At 60.6% G+C, this 18,664-nt stretch carries 18 protein-coding genes; 4 read left to right on the top strand and 14 right to left on the bottom strand.

The window, feature by feature from the left end:
- Positions 1-11 precede the first annotated feature (11 nt).
- A complete protein-coding gene (locus tag T3A99_RS22645) occupies positions 12-482 on the top strand; it encodes a MaoC family dehydratase (protein ID WP_003184579.1) in 471 nt (156 codons plus the stop codon).
- A gap of 154 nt (positions 483-636) precedes the next feature.
- On the opposite strand, the gene T3A99_RS22640 is transcribed toward T3A99_RS22645, so the two are convergent.
- The 4 genes from T3A99_RS22640 to T3A99_RS22625 all read right to left on the bottom strand — a co-directional run bounded on the left by T3A99_RS22640 (position 637) and on the right by T3A99_RS22625 (position 4,329).
- Positions 637-1,500 carry an HlyD family secretion protein gene (locus tag T3A99_RS22640; RefSeq protein WP_047228348.1) on the bottom strand — a complete coding sequence of 288 codons (864 nt, stop codon included), beginning with the start codon at positions 1,498-1,500 and terminating at the stop codon, positions 637-639.
- A 10-nt stretch (positions 1,501-1,510) separates the two neighbouring features.
- Positions 1,511-1,717, bottom strand: a complete 207-nt coding sequence (locus T3A99_RS22635) for a DUF1656 domain-containing protein (protein WP_047228349.1) — start codon at positions 1,715-1,717, stop codon at positions 1,511-1,513.
- Positions 1,704-3,704 carry an FUSC family protein gene (locus T3A99_RS22630; RefSeq protein WP_322834820.1) on the bottom strand — a complete coding sequence of 667 codons (2,001 nt, stop codon included), beginning with the start codon at positions 3,702-3,704 and terminating at the stop codon, positions 1,704-1,706. Before T3A99_RS22630 ends, T3A99_RS22635 begins: the two co-directional genes overlap by 14 nt.
- Positions 3,705-3,864: 160 nt before the next feature.
- A complete protein-coding gene (locus T3A99_RS22625; protein ID WP_322834819.1) occupies positions 3,865-4,329 on the bottom strand; it encodes a PA2169 family four-helix-bundle protein in 465 nt (154 codons plus the stop codon).
- A 205-nt stretch (positions 4,330-4,534) separates the two neighbouring features.
- Here T3A99_RS22625 and T3A99_RS22620 point away from each other — a divergent pair, with 205 nt between their 5' ends.
- Both T3A99_RS22620 and T3A99_RS22615 read left to right on the top strand, forming a co-directional pair.
- The gene (locus T3A99_RS22620; RefSeq protein ID WP_047228352.1) at positions 4,535-4,771 is read left to right on the top strand and encodes a DUF3820 family protein; all 237 of its coding nucleotides are present in this window, start codon (positions 4,535-4,537) and stop codon (positions 4,769-4,771) included.
- A gap of 12 nt (positions 4,772-4,783) precedes the next feature.
- Positions 4,784-5,971, top strand: coding sequence for an aminotransferase class V-fold PLP-dependent enzyme (locus T3A99_RS22615; RefSeq protein ID WP_281459479.1), 1,188 nt, complete (start codon positions 4,784-4,786; stop codon positions 5,969-5,971).
- A gap of 242 nt (positions 5,972-6,213) precedes the next feature.
- On the opposite strand, the gene T3A99_RS22610 is transcribed toward T3A99_RS22615, so the two are convergent.
- Genes T3A99_RS22610 through zwf form a run of 3 tightly spaced genes read right to left on the bottom strand, consistent with a single transcriptional unit; the run spans position 6,214 to position 9,066 of the window.
- Positions 6,214-6,879 carry a bifunctional 4-hydroxy-2-oxoglutarate aldolase/2-dehydro-3-deoxy-phosphogluconate aldolase gene (locus T3A99_RS22610; RefSeq protein ID WP_047228354.1) on the bottom strand — a complete coding sequence of 222 codons (666 nt, stop codon included), beginning with the start codon at positions 6,877-6,879 and terminating at the stop codon, positions 6,214-6,216.
- A 17-nt stretch (positions 6,880-6,896) separates the two neighbouring features.
- On the bottom strand, positions 6,897-7,610 hold the full coding sequence (pgl, locus tag T3A99_RS22605) for a 6-phosphogluconolactonase (RefSeq protein WP_047228355.1): 714 nt from the start codon (positions 7,608-7,610) through the stop codon (positions 6,897-6,899).
- Complete coding sequence (zwf, locus tag T3A99_RS22600) at positions 7,597-9,066, bottom strand: glucose-6-phosphate dehydrogenase (RefSeq protein WP_047228356.1); 1,470 nt, start codon at positions 9,064-9,066, stop codon at positions 7,597-7,599. Before zwf ends, pgl begins: the two co-directional genes overlap by 14 nt.
- A gap of 196 nt (positions 9,067-9,262) precedes the next feature.
- On the opposite strand from zwf, the gene T3A99_RS22595 reads away from it, so the two are divergent.
- Positions 9,263-10,123 carry a MurR/RpiR family transcriptional regulator gene (locus T3A99_RS22595; protein WP_171061416.1) on the top strand — a complete coding sequence of 287 codons (861 nt, stop codon included), beginning with the start codon at positions 9,263-9,265 and terminating at the stop codon, positions 10,121-10,123.
- A 134-nt stretch (positions 10,124-10,257) separates the two neighbouring features.
- On the opposite strand, the gene T3A99_RS22590 is transcribed toward T3A99_RS22595, so the two are convergent.
- From T3A99_RS22590 to T3A99_RS22560, 7 genes are all read right to left on the bottom strand, one after another.
- Complete coding sequence (locus T3A99_RS22590; protein ID WP_274090911.1) at positions 10,258-11,112, bottom strand: D-hexose-6-phosphate mutarotase; 855 nt, start codon at positions 11,110-11,112, stop codon at positions 10,258-10,260.
- A 157-nt stretch (positions 11,113-11,269) separates the two neighbouring features.
- Positions 11,270-12,616: a carbohydrate porin gene (locus tag T3A99_RS22585; protein WP_047228358.1), complete on the bottom strand. Its 1,347-nt coding sequence runs from the start codon at positions 12,614-12,616 to the stop codon at positions 11,270-11,272.
- A gap of 144 nt (positions 12,617-12,760) precedes the next feature.
- Positions 12,761-13,921, bottom strand: coding sequence for an ABC transporter ATP-binding protein (locus tag T3A99_RS22580; RefSeq protein WP_047228359.1), 1,161 nt, complete (start codon positions 13,919-13,921; stop codon positions 12,761-12,763).
- A 2-nt stretch (positions 13,922-13,923) separates the two neighbouring features.
- Complete coding sequence (locus tag T3A99_RS22575) at positions 13,924-14,769, bottom strand: carbohydrate ABC transporter permease (RefSeq protein ID WP_047228360.1); 846 nt, start codon at positions 14,767-14,769, stop codon at positions 13,924-13,926.
- A complete protein-coding gene (locus T3A99_RS22570) occupies positions 14,762-15,670 on the bottom strand; it encodes a carbohydrate ABC transporter permease (protein ID WP_047228361.1) in 909 nt (302 codons plus the stop codon). The genes T3A99_RS22575 and T3A99_RS22570 overlap by 8 nt, the downstream gene beginning before the upstream one ends.
- A gap of 180 nt (positions 15,671-15,850) precedes the next feature.
- On the bottom strand, positions 15,851-17,152 hold the full coding sequence (locus T3A99_RS22565) for an ABC transporter substrate-binding protein (protein WP_047228362.1): 1,302 nt from the start codon (positions 17,150-17,152) through the stop codon (positions 15,851-15,853).
- A gap of 116 nt (positions 17,153-17,268) precedes the next feature.
- On the bottom strand, positions 17,269-18,528 hold the full coding sequence (locus T3A99_RS22560) for an AGE family epimerase/isomerase (protein WP_322834818.1): 1,260 nt from the start codon (positions 18,526-18,528) through the stop codon (positions 17,269-17,271).
- Between the last annotated feature and the right edge of the window lie 136 nt (positions 18,529-18,664).

Genomic DNA, 18,664 nt, shown 5'->3' with positions numbered 1-18,664 from the left:
GGATTTGATAGATGACCCAGGTTACCAACATCCCCTACGAAGCCCTCGAAGTCGGCCAGACCGCCAGCTACAGCAAGACCGTCGAAGAGCGCGACATCCAGCTGTTCGCCGCCATGTCGGGCGATCACAACCCGGTGCACCTGGATGCCGAATTCGCTGCGGCGAGCATGTTCAAGGAGCGCATCGCCCATGGCATGTTCAGCGGTGCGCTGATCAGCGCGGCGGTGGCCTGCGAGCTGCCTGGGCCGGGCACCATCTATATCGGCCAGCAGATGAGCTTCCAGAAGCCGGTGAAGATTGGCGACACCCTGACCGTGCGCTTGGAGATCCTTGAGAAACTGCCGAAATTTCGCGTACGCATTGCCACTCGCGTGTTCAATCAGCGCGACGAGCTGGTGGTGGACGGCGAAGCGGAAATCCTCGCGCCACGCAAGCAGCAGACCGTGACCTTGCCGACGCTGCCGGCGATTACTGTCGGTTGATTACCACTATCTAAAGTGAATGACCTGTGGCGAGGGGATTTATCCCCGCTGGGCTGCGAAGCAGCCCCCTGCACTCGGGCAGACACACCTCAGAGGTCTTGAGATATTGGGGCCGCTTCGCGCCCCAGCGGGGATAAATCCCCTCGCCACAAAGTTATTGCAAGTCTTCACGCACCTGCACGCTCGCCGTCATCCCCGCGCTCAGGTTTACCCCTTCAGGCACCTTGTCCAGCTTGATCCGCACCGGAATCCGCTGGGCCAGGCGCACCCAATTGAAGGTCGGCTCGACCTCCGCCAGCAACTGCGCATCGGGATTGGTATTGCGGTCGGTAATGCCGCGGCTGATGCTTTCGACGTGGCCTTGCAGGGCATGACCGGCGCTCATCAACCAGACCTTGACCGGATCGCCCACGCGGATCCTGGGCAGTTTGGTTTCTTCGAAATAGGCCTGCACATAAAACGTTGAATCGTCGATCAGCGCCATGACCGGTTGTCCGGCATTCACGTAGTTGCCCTCGGCCAGGCGCAGGTTGGTGATATGGCCGCCCCGTGGGGCCAGGACCTGGCTGCGGGCCAGGTTGAGTTCGGCGACCTTGGCCTCGGCCTGGGCCTCGCGCAGTTCGCCCCGGGCGATGCCGGCGTTGATCTGGGCGTTTTCCCGCAACTCGGCGCTGATAGCCTGGGGCCCCAGAGCGGCGCGTCGACTGGCTTCGTGTTCACGCAAACTCAGTTGCTGCTGCCGGGTCTGGACCACCGCCCGAGCTTTCTCCAGCGCGGCCTCGAAACGTTCGCGGTCGATGCTCAGCAATACATCGCCGGCCTTGACCTGCTGGTTATCCACCGCCTTGAGCTCGCGCACCCAACCTGACACGTCGGGGGCGATCACCACCACGTCGGCGCGAATCCGCGCATCCCGGGTCCAGGGCGTGAGCATGTAGTACTGCCACAGATGAAACCCGGCGAAGATCGCCACGGCCACCACGCTCAGCGTGACGGCAACACGTACGGAAGTACGCATGTTCAACTCCTTATAGCGGTCCGAGGACCACGGTAATAACAGTCAGGACACAGACATACAGGGCGCAGTCGAACAAGGCTTCATGCCAGATCCAGCGCCCGGCCGGCACGAGGCTGAGCAACAGGCGAAGCCCACCGGTCACCAGCAAGGCCAGCACCACATAAATCAAGAACGGGCTGAGCAATACCCCGCCTATCGACCACTCACGCAAGCCCATGGCTCTGCTCCCGTTGTTCAGGTTCGTGCTGACGGCACCAGGCGCGCCAGCTGTTCTGCAATTGCACCACCGCACCCTGGGCCAGTTTCAGCGCATCGCCGGGCGGTTGCGTCGACAACACCTTCAGGAACTCGTCGCTCGCCGGGCCGAGTGCTTCGGCCTGATCAACTGCCGGGCCGCGCTCAAGCACCTGCTCCAGCGCATCGAAGTAACGGCGCTGGGCCCGGTTGTCGGGCATTTGGGCGACGGCCAGACTCAAACGCAGGTGCAGCAACTCGTCACCCATGTCCAGGCCAAGCAATCCGTCATCCCAACGGCTACGCGCCGGCACCGGCAGTTCGGGATAATGCCGCGCCAGTTGCAACAGCCGATCAGCCATGCGTCCGCCGAACCAGCTCTCGGCGCCCCGCAGGCTACGGCGCGTCAACCGCACCAGATCATCCAGCGTGGCGGCCAGCAGGCGCCGGCTATGCCAGGCCGGATCGCGCAGAATCAGCAGGTTGAAGGCCAACACCGCCGCACCCACACCGATCATCATCGCTTGAGCATTGTTGAAGAACGCCGCCACGTCATATTTCATGGCGTTGAGCGGCGATATCAGCACCACGAAATGCAGACAGAACGAGGTGGCCGTGGCGAAAATCTGCGGCTTGGCCATACCCAGCGCTCCCAGGAACAGCGGCACGCCCATGGCCATGCACAACATCGCAAAACTGCTCCACTGCGGCAGCAAAATCTCACCGATGACAAACGCCGTCGGCACCGCCAACAGAATTCCCCGAAGAAAACTCATGCCGATCTGCGCGCCGTTTTCGCGACTGGCGAACAGACTGCACACCACGCAGGTGAGCACCAGCGCGCCTGAGGCGGCGGGCCAGGCAGTCGCCAGCCAGAAACAGGCGACCGCCAGAAACGCCAGGGCGCTACGCGCACCAAAGACCATGGCCAGGGGCAGGTCACGATGGGGCGCCAGGGTGCGAGGCGGATCCACCGCCTCCCTGCCCTCTTGCACCGCCTTCAAGGCTGCGCAGGCAGCCAGGGCGGTATCGAGCAACAAGGCGAAGCGGGCCAGGCAATAACTTTGCGCCGGGCTGATCAGTGGATCGTGGGATGCATCCAGCACCCGTGGTCGCAAGGCTTGCAGGGTCGCGCTGTCGGCGTCGAGGGCTTGTTGCACCTCGCTCATCCACGGCTTGAGGGCCTCGGCTTCCTCAGGATCGAGTTGTTTCCATTGCCGCCGAACCGAGCGGGAGATGCGCAGCAGCATCAACAGTTTCTGGCTCAGAGCGCTGATGGCCCGAGCCCGTTGCCGACCCAGGCTGCCTTCGAACCAGGCGTGTTCACGCTGGGCGTCCACGGCGACGATCTTGCCGAGGATTTCCAACAGTCCTTTACGGGCCTGGGCGTCGCCCGTCAGGGTGGCACGGGCCGCCTGCATGCCGCTCTGCCAGGCGACACGGGCCTGATCGGCCAATTGCCGCTCGACCCGCAACGGCCAGAGCAACGCGCTGGCCGCCGTGGCGCAGACAATGCCCAGACTGATCTCCGTACAGCGCGCCACGGCCTGATCGAACACCCCCAGCGGATGGGAAATGGCCGGCAAGGCAATGATTGCCACTGTGTAACCGGCCAGCACGAACGAATAGGACCAGGCGCTGCGCAGCAGTGTGGAGCAAGCCGTGCACAAGCCCAGCCACACGGCCAGCGCCAGTAGGAACAACCACGGTGCCTGAGCAAACAGCCCCATGAACACCACCGACATGACGGTGCCCACCAGCGTGCCGACCAATCGCGCCAAACCTTTCTGCACCACCATCCCGGACAGCGGTTGCGCCACGATGATCGCGGTCATCAACGCCCATGAAGGCTGCTCCAGGCCCCAGCGCAAGGCCAGCCAAAGCGCCAAGCCACCACCAAGCACGGTCTTGACGGCGAATTGCACAGCGAGGCGGTCGGGAGCGAACAGGGCCTGGAAAGTAATGGGCACGCGAAAAACTCTTCTGGGGACGCAGTAACGATAGATGCAATAAAGGGTGATGGAGGGTGCAATTATTAGCTGGCTATCTATTTGAGTCCAGAGCCACGGTTACATGATCGGCATAAAAAAACGCCAGACAGGCTGGCGTTTTTTTGTACAGCGCGCGTGTTTAGCTGGCGCGCGCCTGATTACGCAGGGCTTTTACCTGGTCATGGTTACGCTGCACGCCATGGAACTGACGCTCAACCAGGTCGCGAATACCTACCAGGTTGTGCTTGCTGATTTTCTCCATGGCTTCTTTGTAAGCCTTAAGGGCATGGTCTTCACCGCGCTCGGCTTCGTTGAGCACTGCTTCTTCGTCCTTGCCAGTGAACATGGATTTCACGTCCACCCAACGGCGATGCATATCACCGGCAACGCTGGTGGAAGTTTCCGGGTCGCCACCCAGCGCCCGTACGGCAGCTTGCAGCTCAGCCGCGGCGGCGGCGCAGTCTGCGGCGCGCTGGACGAACAACGACTTGAGTTGTGGATGCTTGATGTCTTCAGCGCAAGTCTTGAAACCTTCCTGACCATCTTTGCTGGTTTCGATCAGGTCGTTCAGGACGGAGATGGATTCTTTGTTGATGTCGGTCATTTTTCAATTCCTTTGCTTGGTGAATAAAAAACCTACAAGGAATATTGCATCGGTCGTGCCAGCCGCATTCACAAATAAAATCACTAAAAATCAATAACTTAATCAATCGCTCGATAACTGTATCCGTGTTCTTTGCATGATCTGTCATTTGGCCTGCATGCAGAATGCCTGTATTTTCCAGGCTGACTGAATCAAGACCCCTACCATGAACCCGGAAAAGCTCGAACTGCTGGTGACACGCCAGATGCCCTTCGGCAAATACAAAGGCCGAATCCTGGCCGACCTGCCCGGGCAATACCTGAACTGGTTCGCTCGCGAGGGTTTTCCTCACGGGGAACTGGGCGGTTTGCTGGCGCTGATGCAGGAGATCGACCACAACGGTCTGTCGGATCTGCTTGACCCCCTGCGTGCCAAACACGGCAAACCCAAGCCCCAACATTGATTGAGCCACGCCATGCCCGAGAACACCCTGCGCGCCCACGATGAAGCTTTCTGGGAAACTTTTGTGGGTCGCTACGATGTCGACCCCAATGGGCCGCTCAATCTGGAAAACGGCTACTTCGGCCGCATGTCCCGGACCGTGGTCGAGGAGTACCAACGCAATATTGAGTTCGTCAATCGCGGTAACTCGGTGTACGTGCGCCAGCATTTCGACCGGGACCATGGCGAAGCGATTCGCCAGCAAGTGGCGCAACTGATCCACGCGTCCCCCGCTAGCGTAGCGCTGGCCAACAGTGCCGGAGACGCCCTGCAAACGCTGATTCGCAACTACAACGGTCTCAAGCCTGGCGATCAGGTGCTGATCTGTGATCTGGAATACGCGTCGGTTAAAAGCGCAATGCGCTGGCTGGCCCGGCAGCGTGGCGTAGAGGTGATTGAACTCGTCCACCCGCACCCCGCCAGTTTCGAAAGCCTGGTGGGCACTTATCGCCAAGCGTTCATTCGTTACCCGCGCCTCAAGCTGATGGCGCTGACCTACGTCAACCACCTCACTGGGCTGGTGATGCCGGTCCAGGCCATTGCCGAAACCGCCCGTGAGTTTGGCGTCGATATCATTCTCGACGGTGCCCACGCCCTGGGCCAGATCGATTTCGATCTGAAGAAGCTCGGTATCGAATTCGCCGGGTTCAACCTGCAGAAGTGGATAGGCGGGCCGCTGGCCCTGGGCTTTTTATACATCGCACCGCAACGGCTGGCCGACATCGACCCGGACATGGACGAAGATCATTATCCAGCCGCAGACGTGCGCTCGCGAACGCCCCACAGCACGCCCAATATCCCGGCTTTGCTCACCCTGCCCTTGGTCCTGGAGGAGCACCGCTCATTGGGTGGCGCATCGGCCAAGGGCGTGCGGCTCAGTTATCTGCGCGACCTGTGGGTGAACGCCGTGCGTGATGTACCGGGGATCGAAATCATGACGCCGGACGATCCGCGCCTGTACTGTGGCATCACGTCGATGCGCTTCAGCGCCCAGCCCGATCAACAGGCGATGGCCGATCGACTGCTCAATGACTACGGGATCTTCACCGTGGTGCGCAACACCAGTGTCGGGCCGTGTATTCGCATTACCCCAGGGTTGATCACCTTGGCGAAGGATATCGAGCGGTTGACTGCGGCGCTGATTAACCTGAGCCGAATGTAGTTGTGGCGAGGGGATTTATCCCCGCAGGGCGGCGCAGCAGCCCAGCAAGGAGGACTTAACCTATCTGACGCACCGAGATGTCAGGTTTCGGGGCCGCTGCGCGCCCCAGCGGGGATAAATCCCCTCGCCACAAATCCAGCGTTCATCCAGCGCGGTACGATAAAACCCAGGCAAAAAAAACGGCGCGCCGACCAAGCGCACCGTAAAACCGTAGAACACCCAACGAAGGTTCGGTAAGACAATCAGTCCAGCAGCGCCAGCGCCTCGGCGGTGCACTCCTGGATGCGGGCCCAGTCGCCGTTCTTGATCCACTCAGGATCAAGCATCCAGCTACCGCCCACGCACATCACGTTTTTCAACGCCATGTAGCTCTTGATATTGGCCGGGCTTACGCCGCCGGTCGGGCAGAATTTCACTTCGCCGAACGGGCCGCCCAGGGCCTTGATGGCCGCGACACCGCCGCTGACTTCCGCCGGGAACAGTTTGAAGCGGCGATAACCCAGGCCGTAGCCTTCCATGATGCCGGAGGCGTTGCTGATGCCCGGCAGCAACGGGATCGGGCTGTCGACGCTGGCTTCCAGCAGATCACGGGTGATGCCTGGGGTGACGATGAACTGCGAACCGGCAGCCTCGGCAGCGGCCAGCATATGGCGGTCCAGCACCGTACCGGCCCCGGTCACCAGTTCCGGACGTTGCTCGCGCAGCACCTGGATGGCCTTGAGGCCGTATTGGGAACGCAAGGTCACTTCCAGCGCCGTCAGGCCGCCGGCGGCCAGGGCATCGGCCAGCGGCAGGATGTCCTGCTCACGGGCGATGGTGATCACCGGCAGAATCCGCGCCTTGGCGCAGAGGCTGTCGATCAGGGTAACTTTGTCCGCCATGGAAACGGTCGGGGATGGGTTTGTCATAGCGGCTGATCCTTGGTTCATGGGCACCAGTAAATCTCTAACGTAGGTTGCAAAAACGCGCGGATCGGCATTTCGGCGACATTGTCACCGGCCACCGCAGCGTTCAGGGTGGTCAATTTCGACTGACCGGAAATCGACAGCACTTTGTGTTTCGCCGAGGCCAGCAAAGCGCGACTCATGGTCAGGCGCTGGTGCGGCACGGTGGGCGCCAGCATCGGCCAGCAGCGGCGAGCACCATTGGCATCCAAGGCTTGAGCCAGGTTCGGACTGTCGGGGAACAGCGAGGCGGTGTGCCCGTCATCGCCCATGCCCAATATCAGTACGTCGATGGGCGGCAGCTCGGCCAGCAAACGATCGGCCTGCTCGGCTGCGGCTTCCAGGTCGGCGCTGGCGCTGTAGAGGCTCAGGAACTGGGCCTTCGCCGCCGCACCTTGGAGCAGGTAACGCTTGAGCAGACCGGCGTTGCTGTCAGCGTGCTCAACCGGCACCCAGCGCTCATCGGCCAGGCTCAGCACCACGCTCGACCAGTCCAGCGCCTGTTTGGCCAGGCTCTGGAAAAACGCCACGGGGCTGCGACCACCGGAGACCACCAGGGTCGCCGTGCCGCGCGCCTCGATGGCCTCGCGTAATTGCTCGGCCACCTTCAACGCCAAGCCCTCGGCCAGCAGCACCGGGGTTTTGAATTCGTGGGCGCTGACGCCCTGCGGTAGTTTCACTTCAGATATCGCCATACCATGACCTCCCGTCCCGCGTGATCAGTGCAATGGAGCTCATTGGCCCCCAGGACCCGGCCGCATACGGCTTGGGCGCATCGCCGGATTTCTTCCATCCGGCAATCAACTGGTCACACCACGTCCACGCGGCTTCAATTTCATCTTTACGGACAAACAGGTTCTGATTGCCGTTCATGACTTCCAGCAACAACCGCTCGTAGGCATCGGGAATCCGCGCGCTGCGATAGGTGTCGGAAAAGTTGAGTTGCAACGGACCGCTGCGCAATTGCATGCCCTTGTCCAGGCCTTGCTCCTTGGTCATCACTCGCAAGGAAATCCCTTCGTCCGGCTGCAGGCGGATGATCAGTTTGTTGCTGATCTGCAAGCGCTGCTCGGGGGCGAAGATGTAGTGGGACGGTTCCTTGAAGTGAATGACGATCTGCGACAGTTTCTGCGGCATACGCTTGCCGGTGCGCAGGTAAAACGGAACCCCGGCCCAGCGCCAGTTGCGAATGTCGGCGCGCAGGGCCACGAAGGTTTCGGTATCGCTCTGGGTGTTGGAGTTGGGCTCTTCCAGGTAACCCGGCACCGACTTGCCCTCGCTGTGGCCGGCGATGTACTGGCCGCGCACCACCTGAGTGGTCAGGCCTTCCGGGCTGATGGGGGCCAGGGCCTTGAGCACTTTGACCTTCTCGTCACGGATGCTGTCGGCGGACAGGTCGGCCGGCGGGTCCATGGCAATCAGGCAGAGCAACTGCAACAGGTGATTCTGGATCATGTCGCGCAGTTGGCCGGCTTTGTCGAAATAGCCCCACCGGCCTTCGATGCCGACCTTCTCGGCGACGGTGATTTCCACATGGGAAATGTAATTCTGGTTCCACTGGGTTTCGAACAGGCTGTTGGCGAACCGCAGGGCGATCAGGTTCTGGACCGTCTCTTTACCCAGGTAGTGGTCGATACGGTAGGTGCGGTTTTCCGGGAAGAACTGCGCCACGGCGTCGTTGACCTTGCGCGACGATTCCAGGTCCGAGCCGATGGGTTTTTCCAGCACGACGCGGGTGTTTTCGCACAAACCGACCTTCGCCAAGTTCTCGCAGATCGCTCCATACACCGCCGCAGGGGTGGCAAAATAGGCAATGACTTGCTGGGCTGAACCGGCCTGCTCGGCCAGGGCGACATAGTCCTCGGCCTTGAGGAAATCCACGTGCAGATAAGTCAGGCGCCCCAGGAAGCGTTCAACCACGGTCTCGTTCAGATCCTTGTCGCCCACGTAGCGGCGCAACTCCGCGGCGATGAACGCCAAGTGTTGCTGTTCGCTACCCGGCTCCCGGGCCAGGGCAATGATCCGCGTGTCCTCGTGCAGCAGGTCCGCGCCATCGAGCTGATAAAGGGCAGGAAACAGCTTGCGCAAGGCCAGGTCGCCCAACGCGCCGAACAAGGCGAAGGTGCACGGTTCAACCGTAATCGAATGCATGATGTTTGTTCTTTTATCAAGTTAAGCTACAAATACCTTTTTTCAAGGCATCACTCAAGGAAAAATGTAGTAATAACCACAACATTTTTCGAAAATACCGATTCCGAGTGGTGGTACACCGGAGCCATCAGTAGGATAGGCCACCGCAAAGGGTCGTATCAAAGACCCGTCTTTCTAGGAATCTTGTATGGACCGCGTGCGAAATTTACTGGAACAGATCCAGAGTCGCCTTGAAGACCTGAACAAGGCAGAACGCAAAGTGGCCGAAGTGATCCTGCTCAACCCACAGCAGGCCACCCGCTTCAGCATCGCCGCCCTCGCCCAGGCCGCTTCGGTCAGCGAACCGACCGTCAACCGCTTCTGCCGCTCATTCGGCGTCAGCGGCTACCCGGAACTCAAGCTGCAACTGGCCCAAAGCCTGGCCAGCGGCGCCGCTTACGTCAGTCGCGCAGTGGAGGCCGATGACAACCCGGAAGCCTACACCCGAAAAATCTTTGGCAGTGCCATTGCCTCATTGGACAGCGCCTGCCAGGCCCTTGATCCCAATTTGATCAGTCGTGCCGTGGATCTGCTGATCCAGGCCCGGCAGATCCACTTCTTCGGCCTCGGTGCCTCGGCACCGGTGGCGCTGGATGCCCAGCACAAATTCTTCCGCTTCAACCTGGCGGTGACCGCCCACGCCGATGTGCTGATGCAGCGGATGATCGCGTCAGTGGCCCACACGGGCGAGCTGTTCGTGATCATTTCCTACACCGGCCGTACCCGCGAGCTGGTGGAAGTCGCACGCATCGCCCGGGAGAACGGCGCGTCGGTACTGGGGCTGACCGCCGAAGGCTCGCCCCTGGCCAAGGCCAGCACCCTGAGCCTGAACATCCCGCTGCCCGAAGACACCGACATCTACATGCCGATGACCTCGCGGATCATCCAGCTCACTGTGCTGGACGTGCTCGCCACCGGCATGACCTTGCGCCGCGGTGTGGACTTCCAACCGCATCTGCGCAAGATCAAAGAAAGCCTCAATGCCAGCCGGTATCCGGTGGGGGATGAGTTCAACTGAACTGGCTTGGGTAATTGAGCGCCTGACAGGCCGTCATCGCGAGCAGGCTCGCTCCCACAATGGATCTGCGGTCAATGAAGATCCACTGTGGGAGCGAGCCTGCTCGCGATGGGGCCAACAGCTGCCCCCCTTGATCAAGCCCCCACCCGCGCCTGCAAACTCAAATGCGCCCGCTCCCCCGGCGCCAGGCACAGGCTGTCAGTGCCACCGCTGGCCGCTTCGACGCAGACGAACTCCGACACCTCATCCCAGCTCACCCCCAGCAAAGGCCGGGCACCGGGATGCCACACCACGGTATCGGCACTGGCGCCGGTGTCGATGCACAGCTCACGCTGCCAGGCGTGGTCTTTAAGCTGCAGTTCACCCTCATGCTGGAACACCCGCTGACAACCGCCCTCGACCCGCAAATCGCCTTCCTGCTGGCAGGCTGCACGGTTCAACTGGTCGTAGCCCAGCGCGCCTTCAAGCCCAGACAGCGCTATCTCACCCACGTCACCAATACGCCAATAGGCGTGCAGAGCCTGGCTCAATTGGCACGGCAGGCTGTCTTGATGCTCGGTGCTCAAGCGTAATTCCATGCGTTCGCCCAGATCGGCGTACAGATCGACCTGCCAGTCGCACAACTGGAGCTGCCAGTGCAGGTGCACACCGTATTCATCGCTGCGGCTGTCGAGCAGTTTCCAGTCGATCAACCGTGCCCAGCCATGGGACGGCCAGGCATTTTCGCTGGGATGACGGCCATACCACGGCCAGCACACCGGCACACCGCCGCGGATCGCACCGACTTGTGGCCACCTGGCCGCACACCACAACCAGGGTTTCTGCCCCCGCGGCTGAAAGTGCAATAGCTGCGCGCCCTGGCGACTGAACACCGCCTGGCACAGAGGATGATCGATCACCAACACATCACGTTGCTGATAGCGCTCCCACGCAAACACCGGGCGCTCGCGCAAGGATCTGAAAAAGCGTTGTAGCGGATGCTCATGCATGAGCTGCGGTCCTGGAAATCATTGAACTGGATTGATGCGACAGCTTTTTGTGGCGAGGGGATTTATCCCCGCAGGCCTGTAGGCCTCACAAAAAAAAGCGGACAGCCTTGGCCATCCGCAAATATGCGCACATAGAGAGGAGCTTATCGCAACAGCGTTAGAACACCGACTGAATTTTCAGACCGGCGACCAGCGCGTCGTCGACTTCATTCACACCACCCGGATGAGTGATGTATTGCAGGTTAGGGCGTACGGTCAGCCAGTTGGTCACGTGGAAACCGTAGTTGATTTCGTAGTTGTATTCGGTGCCACGCAACGGCGAGAACAACGGATCGTCGTAGTCGCTGACACCATTGGCCGCGTTGACCAGCTCGGCGTTTTTCTTCACATCTTCGTTGACATGGATGCGGGAAAAACCAATCCCGACGTCATCTTTAGGACGCGCATTGAACGGCCCCTTGTACACGAACATCAGCGACTGGTAGTTGTCGACGACGTTGGTTTCCTTGTCATGGAAGGTGGCGTTGGCCGCAATGTTCAGACCGCGCGATGCATCACCGTTGTGGGTGGTGAGCTGTTGCTGCACCACGAACCAGTAGCCATCCTTGCTGCTGTGGCTGCGGTAGGCGTTACCGGTTGTCGCGGCATCCTGGCCATTGTCGTCTTCGCGCACGTCGTCAGCCTTGGCCGTACTTTTGTAGTAACCGACACGGTATTCGCCTGGCAGGCCATTGAGCTTGGGCGACCAGACCAACTCGACCGGAATGAGCGTGCCCTTGGTGCCACTGCCGCTGAGCTTGTAGCGGTTTCCGTTTTCCAGCTGCGAAGGGTTCTGGTTGTAAGCACCGATCTGCGCATAGAGTTCGGGCGTGAGGTTGTACTTGACGCGAATCGCCGCCTGCATGATCGGCCAGTTGTACCAGATGCCGGTTGCCCAGTTACCCGCTTGCGAACCGCAGAACGCCAGGTTCTGGAACTCGCACGGGAAACTGTTGAAATCTTCACCGACCCCGTAATAACCGGCTTTGACATCCAGCTTACTGTCGAAATACTGCTGCTTGATCCACAACTGCGTCAGACGGGTGGTTTGCCCACGGCCCCAGACTTCCTGGGAAGAGCTGAGGGTGCCGGCACGTGGATCACCGATACGGTCGTTGGAGATGTTGCGACCGTCACGGCGAGTGAATTGAATCTTGGCCGTGGTATCACCCCAACCTGCCAGTTTCTCCAGGTCGAGGGCTACACCCAAGCCAAACTGCTGGGACCAACGCGCAGTCTTGTCATCGTTGTAACCGCCGTCGAGATTGGCCCCCATCTCACCGACGAAATCAGCCTTGATATCGATACCTTGCTCGATCAGCCTGGTCCGCTCGCCACCCCAGTCGCCCGTCATCCACTGCGAATCGGCGCTGAAAGCCTCGGCCGCGTGCGCACTACCGGCCAGCATCATCGCCGCAACAGCGGACAATTGGCAGACACGCCGGGCGTTGTTGTTCTTCTTCATCCCTACATCCTCGTCTTTATTGTTATTAACTGTTTTTATCTAACGCGGTTTACAACGATTGCGGCGAATGGTCCCCCACTCACCGCATACTCCCTTGTGGGAGAGAGCTTGTTTGGGAGCAAAGCCCCCTCCCCCATTTGTTCTTCATCGGCCTTTGAACTGCGCTACGTTTGCGGTCCGGGCATCTGTCTGCACTTGGCCGGCCACGCCCAGGCGTTCGCCGGACTTGGCGTCGAACAGCAGCACTTTCGAAGGATCGAATTGCAGCGTCAGGGTCTCCCCCACCTGCGGCGCCACGTCCGGCGCCAGGCGGCAGCAGACCTTGGTGTCGTTCAGGTTGACGAACACCAGCGTGTCCGGTCCGGTAGGTTCGGTGACCTGGACTTCGGCGCGAATGGTCGGCAAACCATTGGGCTCGTTGCCCGCCAGCATGATCTGTTCCGGGCGCAGGCCGAGGATCACTTCACGGTCTTCCAGACCCGCATCCTGCATGCCCATCGGCAGCTCACAACGAGCCTGGCCGCTGTCGAGCAAGGCCAGCAGACGGCCGTCCTTGCGTTGCAGGCGCAGGGGGATGAAGTTCATCGGTGGCGAACCGATGAAGCTCGCCACGAACAGGTTGGCCGGGTTGGTGTAGATGTCTTTCGGCGTGCCGAACTGCTGGATGATGCCGTCCTTCATCACCGCCACTTTGTCGCCCAGGGTCATGGCTTCGATCTGGTCGTGGGTGACGTAGACCGTGGTGGTCTTCAGGCGCTGGTGCATCAGTTTCATTTCAGTGCGCATCTCGACCCGCAGCTTGGCGTCGAGGTTGGACAGCGGTTCGTCGAACAGGTAGATCTTCGGCCGCCGCGCCAGCGCCCGGCCCATGGCCACGCGCTGTTGCTGGCCACCGGACAACTGGCCGGGCTTGCGGTTGAGCAGGTGTTCGATCTGCAACAGCTTGGCCACGCGGGTGACTTCTTCGTCGATGGCCGGCTGGCTCATCTTGCGAATCTTCAGACCGAACTCGATGTTCTCCCGCACGCTCATGGTCGGGTACAGCGCGTAGGACTGGAACACCATGGCGATGTCGCGATCCTTCGGACTCATGCCGCTGACATCCTGGTCACCGATCATGATCGCGCCGCCGGTAATGGTTTCAAGGCCGGCGATGCAGTTCATCAGCGTCGACTTGCCGCAGCCCGAAGGGCCGACGAGGATCAGGAACTCACCGTCCTTGATCGACAACTCGATGTTCTTCAGGGTGTCCGGCAGGCCGGCACCATAGGTCTTGTTTACATTGCGAAGTTCGAGCGTTGCCATGATTACCCCTTGACTGCGCCGGCCGTCAGACCGCGCACGAAATACTTGCCTGCCACCACATAGACCAGCAGGGTCGGCAGCCCGGCGATCATCGCCGCCGCCATATCAACGTTGTATTCCTTGGCCCCGGTACTGGTGTTGACCAAGTTGTTCAGCGCCACCGTGATGGGCTGCGAATCGCCGCTGGAGAACACCACGCCAAACAGGAAGTCGTTCCAGATCTGGGTGAACTGCCAGATCAGGCAGACCATGATGATCGGGGTGGACATCGGCAGGATGATCCGCCGGAAGATGGTGAAGAAACCCGCACCGTCCAGTCGCGCCGCTTTCACCAGCGCATCGGGAATGCTCACGTAGTAGTTACGGAAAAACAGCGTGGTGAACGCCAGGCCGTAGACCACATGTATGAACACCAGCCCCGTGGTGGTACTGGCCAGGCCCATCTTGCCGAGCGTGAACGAAGCCGGCAGCAAGACGGTCTGGAACGGCAGGAAGCAGCCGAACAGCAGCAGGCCGAAGAACAACTGCGAACCGCGAAAGCGCCACATCGACAACACGTAGCCGTTCAATGCACCGATCGCGGTGGAGATCAGCACCGCCGGGACGGTGATCTTGATCGAGTTCCAGAAATACCCGTCAACCGTGGCCCAGGCCTTGACCCAGCCGATGCCGGTGACCACGGTCGGCCAGCTCAGCAGGTTGCCGGTGCTGATGTCTTCCGGGGTCTTGAAGCTGGTCAACAGCATGACTACCAGCGGCACCAGGTAAAGCAATACGGCAAGGATCAGTACCGCGTAGATCGCGATGCGACTCAGGCTGATGGAAGGTTTGGCAGCGAGACTAGTCATGACGCTTGGTCCTCAGCTCGGAGTACAGGTAAGGCACGATGATTGCGAGAATCGCACCGAGCATCAGAATCGCACTGGCCGAGCCCATGCCCATCTGGCCGCGACTGAATGTGAAGGAGTACATGAACATGGCAGGCAGGTCAGAGGAGTAACCCGGGCCGCCGGCTGTCATCGCCGCCACCAGGTCAAAGCTCTTGATCGCGATGTGCGCCAGGATCATTACGGCGCTGAAGAACACCGGACGCAGGCTCGGCAGCACCACTTTCCAGTAGATGCGCGGCATGCTCGCGCCATCGATCTGCGCAGCCCGGATGATCGATTGATCCACCCCACGCAGGCCGGCCAGGAACATCGCCATGATGAAACCCGAGGCCTGCCACACCGCGGCGATCACCAGGCAATACACCACACGGTCCGGGTCGATCAGCCAGTCCAGGCGAAAACCTTCCCAGCCCCAGTCACGCAACAATTTGTCCAGGCCCATGCCCGGGTTGAGCAACCACTTCCAGGCCGTACCGGTGACGATCATCGAGAGCGCCATCGGATACAGGTAAATGGTGCGGATGAAACCTTCACGACGAATGCGCTGGTCAAGAAACACTGCCAGCAGCACGCCGATCACCAGGGTGATGCCGATGAACATGCCGCCAAAGAGCGCCAGGTTCTTGCTCGCCACCCACCAGCGGTCGTTGTCCCACAGCCGCGCGTATTGCGCCAGGCCCGCCCACTTGTAGTTCGGCAGAAAGGTCGAGGTGGTGAACGACAGAACAAACGTCCACAAGATATAACCGTAGAAGCCCACCAGAACGATGAACATGCTCGGCGCCAGCACCAGTTTTGGGAGCCAGCGCTGCAATGCATCGAACGGCGAGGCCTTGCTGAACACAGCAACAGAACTCATGGGAAGATCCAGTACTTGAGAAAAAGACTACTCGCATCCCTTGTGGGAGCGGGCTTGTGTGGGAGCTGAGCTTGCTCGCGATGAAAGCGCTACGGTCTTTCGAATGACCGCGTTATCGTTCATCGCGAGCAAGCTTTGCTCCAACAGGCTCGCTCCCACAGGGGGTCGCGGTGCTAACGGTTACTTGGCAGACTGAACCGCTGCGCCAAGTTTCTTGGCGGCGTCGGCTGGGTCGGCTTTCGGGTCGTTGATGAAGTTGGTCACCACGTCAAAGAACGCGCCCTGTACTGCCAACGTGGTCGCCATGTTGTGCGCCATGCTCGGCTGCAGGCCGCCGGACTTGGCGTCCGCCAGGAAGTCCTTGGCAGCGGTCTGGGCGCAGGAATCGAAACCGTACTTGGCCATGTCGGCCAGCATGTCGTTGCGCACCGGGATCGAACCCTTGTTGATGCTGAAGACTTTCTGGAAGTTCTCACCCAGCACGACCTTGGCGATGTCCTTCTGACCGGCCGCGGTGCCTTCGTCTTTCTGCTTGAACACCGCCAGGGAGTCGATGTTGTAGGTGAAGGCCTTGTCGGTCCCCGGGAAAGCTACGCACTCGTAGTCCTTGCCGGCGACTTTCTTCGCGGCGGTCCATTCGCTCTTGGCCCAGTCACCCATGATCTGCATGCCGGCCTTGCCGTTGATGACCTTGGCCGCTTCCAGGTTCCAGTCCTGCCCCTTGCCGTCCACGTCCATGTAGGTCGCGACTTTCTTGAGCTCGGTCAACGCCTTGACCATGTCCGGACCGGTCAGGGCTTTGTTGTCCAGATCGACCAGGGCTTTCTTGTAGCCATCGACGCCCATGACCGAGAGCACCACGGCTTCGAACACCGTGCTGTCCTGCCAAGGCTGGCCGCCGTGGGCCAGCGCAATGAAGCCTGCTGCCTTGAGCTTGTCGCCGGCGGCGTAGAATTCTTCGAGGGTGGTGGGGTTTTTGGTGATGCCGGCTTTCTTGAAGACTTCCGGGTTGATCCACAGCCAGTTGACGCGGTGGATGTTCACCGGCACGGCAACGTAGTCACCTTCGTACTTCACGGTATCGGAGACTTTCTTGTCGAGCAGGCTGTCCCACTTCTCTTCTTTGGCAACGTCTTTCAGGACGTCGGTGTCGAGCAGTCCGGTAGACGCCCACTCCTGGATGTCCGGGCCTTTGATCTGGGCCACACCCGGTGGGTTACCGGCCACGGCACGACTCTTGAGCACGGTCATGGCAGTTGAGCCGCCACCACCGGCAACAGCGCCATCCTTCCAGGTAAAGCCGTCTTTCTCTACCTGGGCCTTGAGCACATCGACCGCGGCTTTTTCGCCACCGGACGTCCACCAGTGAACGACTTCCACGCTGCCTTTGGATTCGGCGGCAAGGGCGCTGACAGGGAATGCTGCGACGGGAAGCAGGGAAGCAAGAGAAATGACAGTAGCGAGGCGAGAAATCGCATTCATCTAGAAGTACCTTTCTTGTTGTTATGCATGCAAGTCTGGTGCTTGCGCTGCATGGATTCTAAACAGGGGAAATCCCTTCGCAGGTAACGAAGGGACGCGTAAATGTCACGGCATGGTTACACAGGCGCGGGACTGGAGAGTTTCGCCAACGCCGTCGCCATGCTGGGGGCGAGGGGCAAACGCGGGATCAGCACGGCCTGCCAGGCGTGATACAGGTCCGGCTTGCCCGGCCAGATGTCGGCGCTGGGGCGGTTTTGCGGATCGAGCTCGTGGTACCAGCTGCCGCTGCAACGGTCGATGAAATGTTTGTCACAGAACTCCCAGAACCGCCGGTACCAGGCTTCGTATTGCGCCTCGTCGGTGCGTTTGAGCAAGGCACTGGCGGCGGCCGCTGCTTCGGCATGCACCCAATGCAGGCGATGGCGAACTACCGCGCGATTGTCCCAGTCCAGGGTGTAGACAAGGCCTGGGGCGCCGTCGACCTCCCAACCGTGGCGGCAGTTCTGGTCAAAAAGTTTCTGCGCATCCTGGGCCAGCCAGCCCGGGGTCAACATGCCAATCTGCACCCGTGCAGCCTCAAGGTGCAACAGCAGCCGCGCCCATTCGAAACCATGGCCGGGCGTGGTGCCGTAAGGGCGAAAACCGTCGGCGGGGTTGTCGTGGTTGTACTCGCGCAGCGGCTGCCAGTGACGATCGAAATGCTCCACCACCAGGTAGTCATTGGCGGCGGCGTGGCCGTGGATTACCCGCTCAACGATACGCAGCGCGCGGACCAGCCAGCGGGGCTCGTCCGTGGCATCGGCCAGGGCCAGGAAGGCTTCGGTGGCGTGCATGTTGCTGTTGGCGCCGCGATAGGCTTCTTCGTCGCTCCAGTCGCGGTTGAAGGACTCGCGCAGGGCGCCCTCCTCTTCGCTCCAGAAGTGCGTATCGATCACCCGCACGGCTTCATCCAGCAACGCCTGGGCGCCAGGACGTTGGGCCACCACTGCGGAACTGGCCGCCAAGGCGACAAATGCGTGCAGGTAGGCGGCCTTGCCGGTGTCGTTCTCATGGGGTTGCGCCGTGGCGAACCAGCCGCCGTGCTCGGCGTCCCGCAGAGGGCCGCTGAGGGCCTGGACACCGTGGTCCACCAGCTCGGAGAACCCCGGCAGCCCCTGGATATGGGCCATGGCGAAGCTATGGGTCATGCGTGCAGTGTTCATGGTTTCAGCCCGGGCATCGTCCGGCAGGCGACCCTGCTCGTCCAGGTTGCCAAAGCCGTCCGGCAGCTTCGAGGCCTTGGCGAACGCCAGCAGACGCAAGCCTTCGGCGGCAAGCCATTGCTGGTGGGCAGGCGCATTCAGCCAACTGCTGAAGGCCGGTTGGAAGGTGTCCATGGGAGTACCTTTTTTTGTTGTTTTGACGCAGGGAGTCTAAACAAGGGATGGCGGGTGGCAGGTAACGAAAGGGGCGAGTTATGTCACCGACTTGTGACATTCACTTGAGCGATGTGCTGAAGCTGACGGCATCATC

This window comes from Pseudomonas sp. N-137 (genome assembly GCF_034555295.1).
GTDB classification, from domain to species: domain Bacteria; phylum Pseudomonadota; class Gammaproteobacteria; order Pseudomonadales; family Pseudomonadaceae; genus Aquipseudomonas; species Aquipseudomonas rhizophila.
The sequence above is the reverse complement of the archived record's forward strand: the minus strand, read 5'-3'. Positions and strand labels throughout refer to the sequence as shown.

Excerpts from the sequence above, each read along its gene's own strand:
- T3A99_RS22560 (WP_322834818.1), bottom strand. The coding sequence starts at position 18,528 with ATGGACACCTTCCAACCGGCCTTCAGCAGTTGGCTGAATGCGCCTGCC.
- T3A99_RS22620 (WP_047228352.1), top strand. The coding sequence starts at position 4,535 with ATGAACCCGGAAAAGCTCGAACTGCTGGTGACACGCCAGATGCCCTTC.
- T3A99_RS22610 (WP_047228354.1), bottom strand. The coding sequence starts at position 6,879 with ATGACAAACCCATCCCCGACCGTTTCCATGGCGGACAAAGTTACCCTG.
- T3A99_RS22580 (WP_047228359.1), bottom strand. The coding sequence starts at position 13,921 with ATGGCAACGCTCGAACTTCGCAATGTAAACAAGACCTATGGTGCCGGC.
- T3A99_RS22645 (WP_003184579.1), top strand. The coding sequence starts at position 12 with ATGACCCAGGTTACCAACATCCCCTACGAAGCCCTCGAAGTCGGCCAG.
- pgl (WP_047228355.1), bottom strand. The coding sequence starts at position 7,610 with ATGGCGATATCTGAAGTGAAACTACCGCAGGGCGTCAGCGCCCACGAA.
- T3A99_RS22640 (WP_047228348.1), bottom strand. The coding sequence starts at position 1,500 with ATGCGTACTTCCGTACGTGTTGCCGTCACGCTGAGCGTGGTGGCCGTG.
- T3A99_RS22585 (WP_047228358.1), bottom strand. The coding sequence starts at position 12,616 with ATGAAGAAGAACAACAACGCCCGGCGTGTCTGCCAATTGTCCGCTGTT.
- T3A99_RS22570 (WP_047228361.1), bottom strand. The coding sequence starts at position 15,670 with ATGAGTTCTGTTGCTGTGTTCAGCAAGGCCTCGCCGTTCGATGCATTG.
- T3A99_RS22615 (WP_281459479.1), top strand. The coding sequence starts at position 4,784 with ATGCCCGAGAACACCCTGCGCGCCCACGATGAAGCTTTCTGGGAAACT.
- T3A99_RS22565 (WP_047228362.1), bottom strand. The coding sequence starts at position 17,152 with ATGAATGCGATTTCTCGCCTCGCTACTGTCATTTCTCTTGCTTCCCTG.
- T3A99_RS22590 (WP_274090911.1), bottom strand. The coding sequence starts at position 11,112 with ATGCATGAGCATCCGCTACAACGCTTTTTCAGATCCTTGCGCGAGCGC.
- T3A99_RS22575 (WP_047228360.1), bottom strand. The coding sequence starts at position 14,769 with ATGACTAGTCTCGCTGCCAAACCTTCCATCAGCCTGAGTCGCATCGCG.
- zwf (WP_047228356.1), bottom strand. The coding sequence starts at position 9,066 with ATGCATTCGATTACGGTTGAACCGTGCACCTTCGCCTTGTTCGGCGCG.
- T3A99_RS22625 (WP_322834819.1), bottom strand. The coding sequence starts at position 4,329 with ATGACCGACATCAACAAAGAATCCATCTCCGTCCTGAACGACCTGATC.
- T3A99_RS22635 (WP_047228349.1), bottom strand. The coding sequence starts at position 1,717 with ATGGGCTTGCGTGAGTGGTCGATAGGCGGGGTATTGCTCAGCCCGTTC.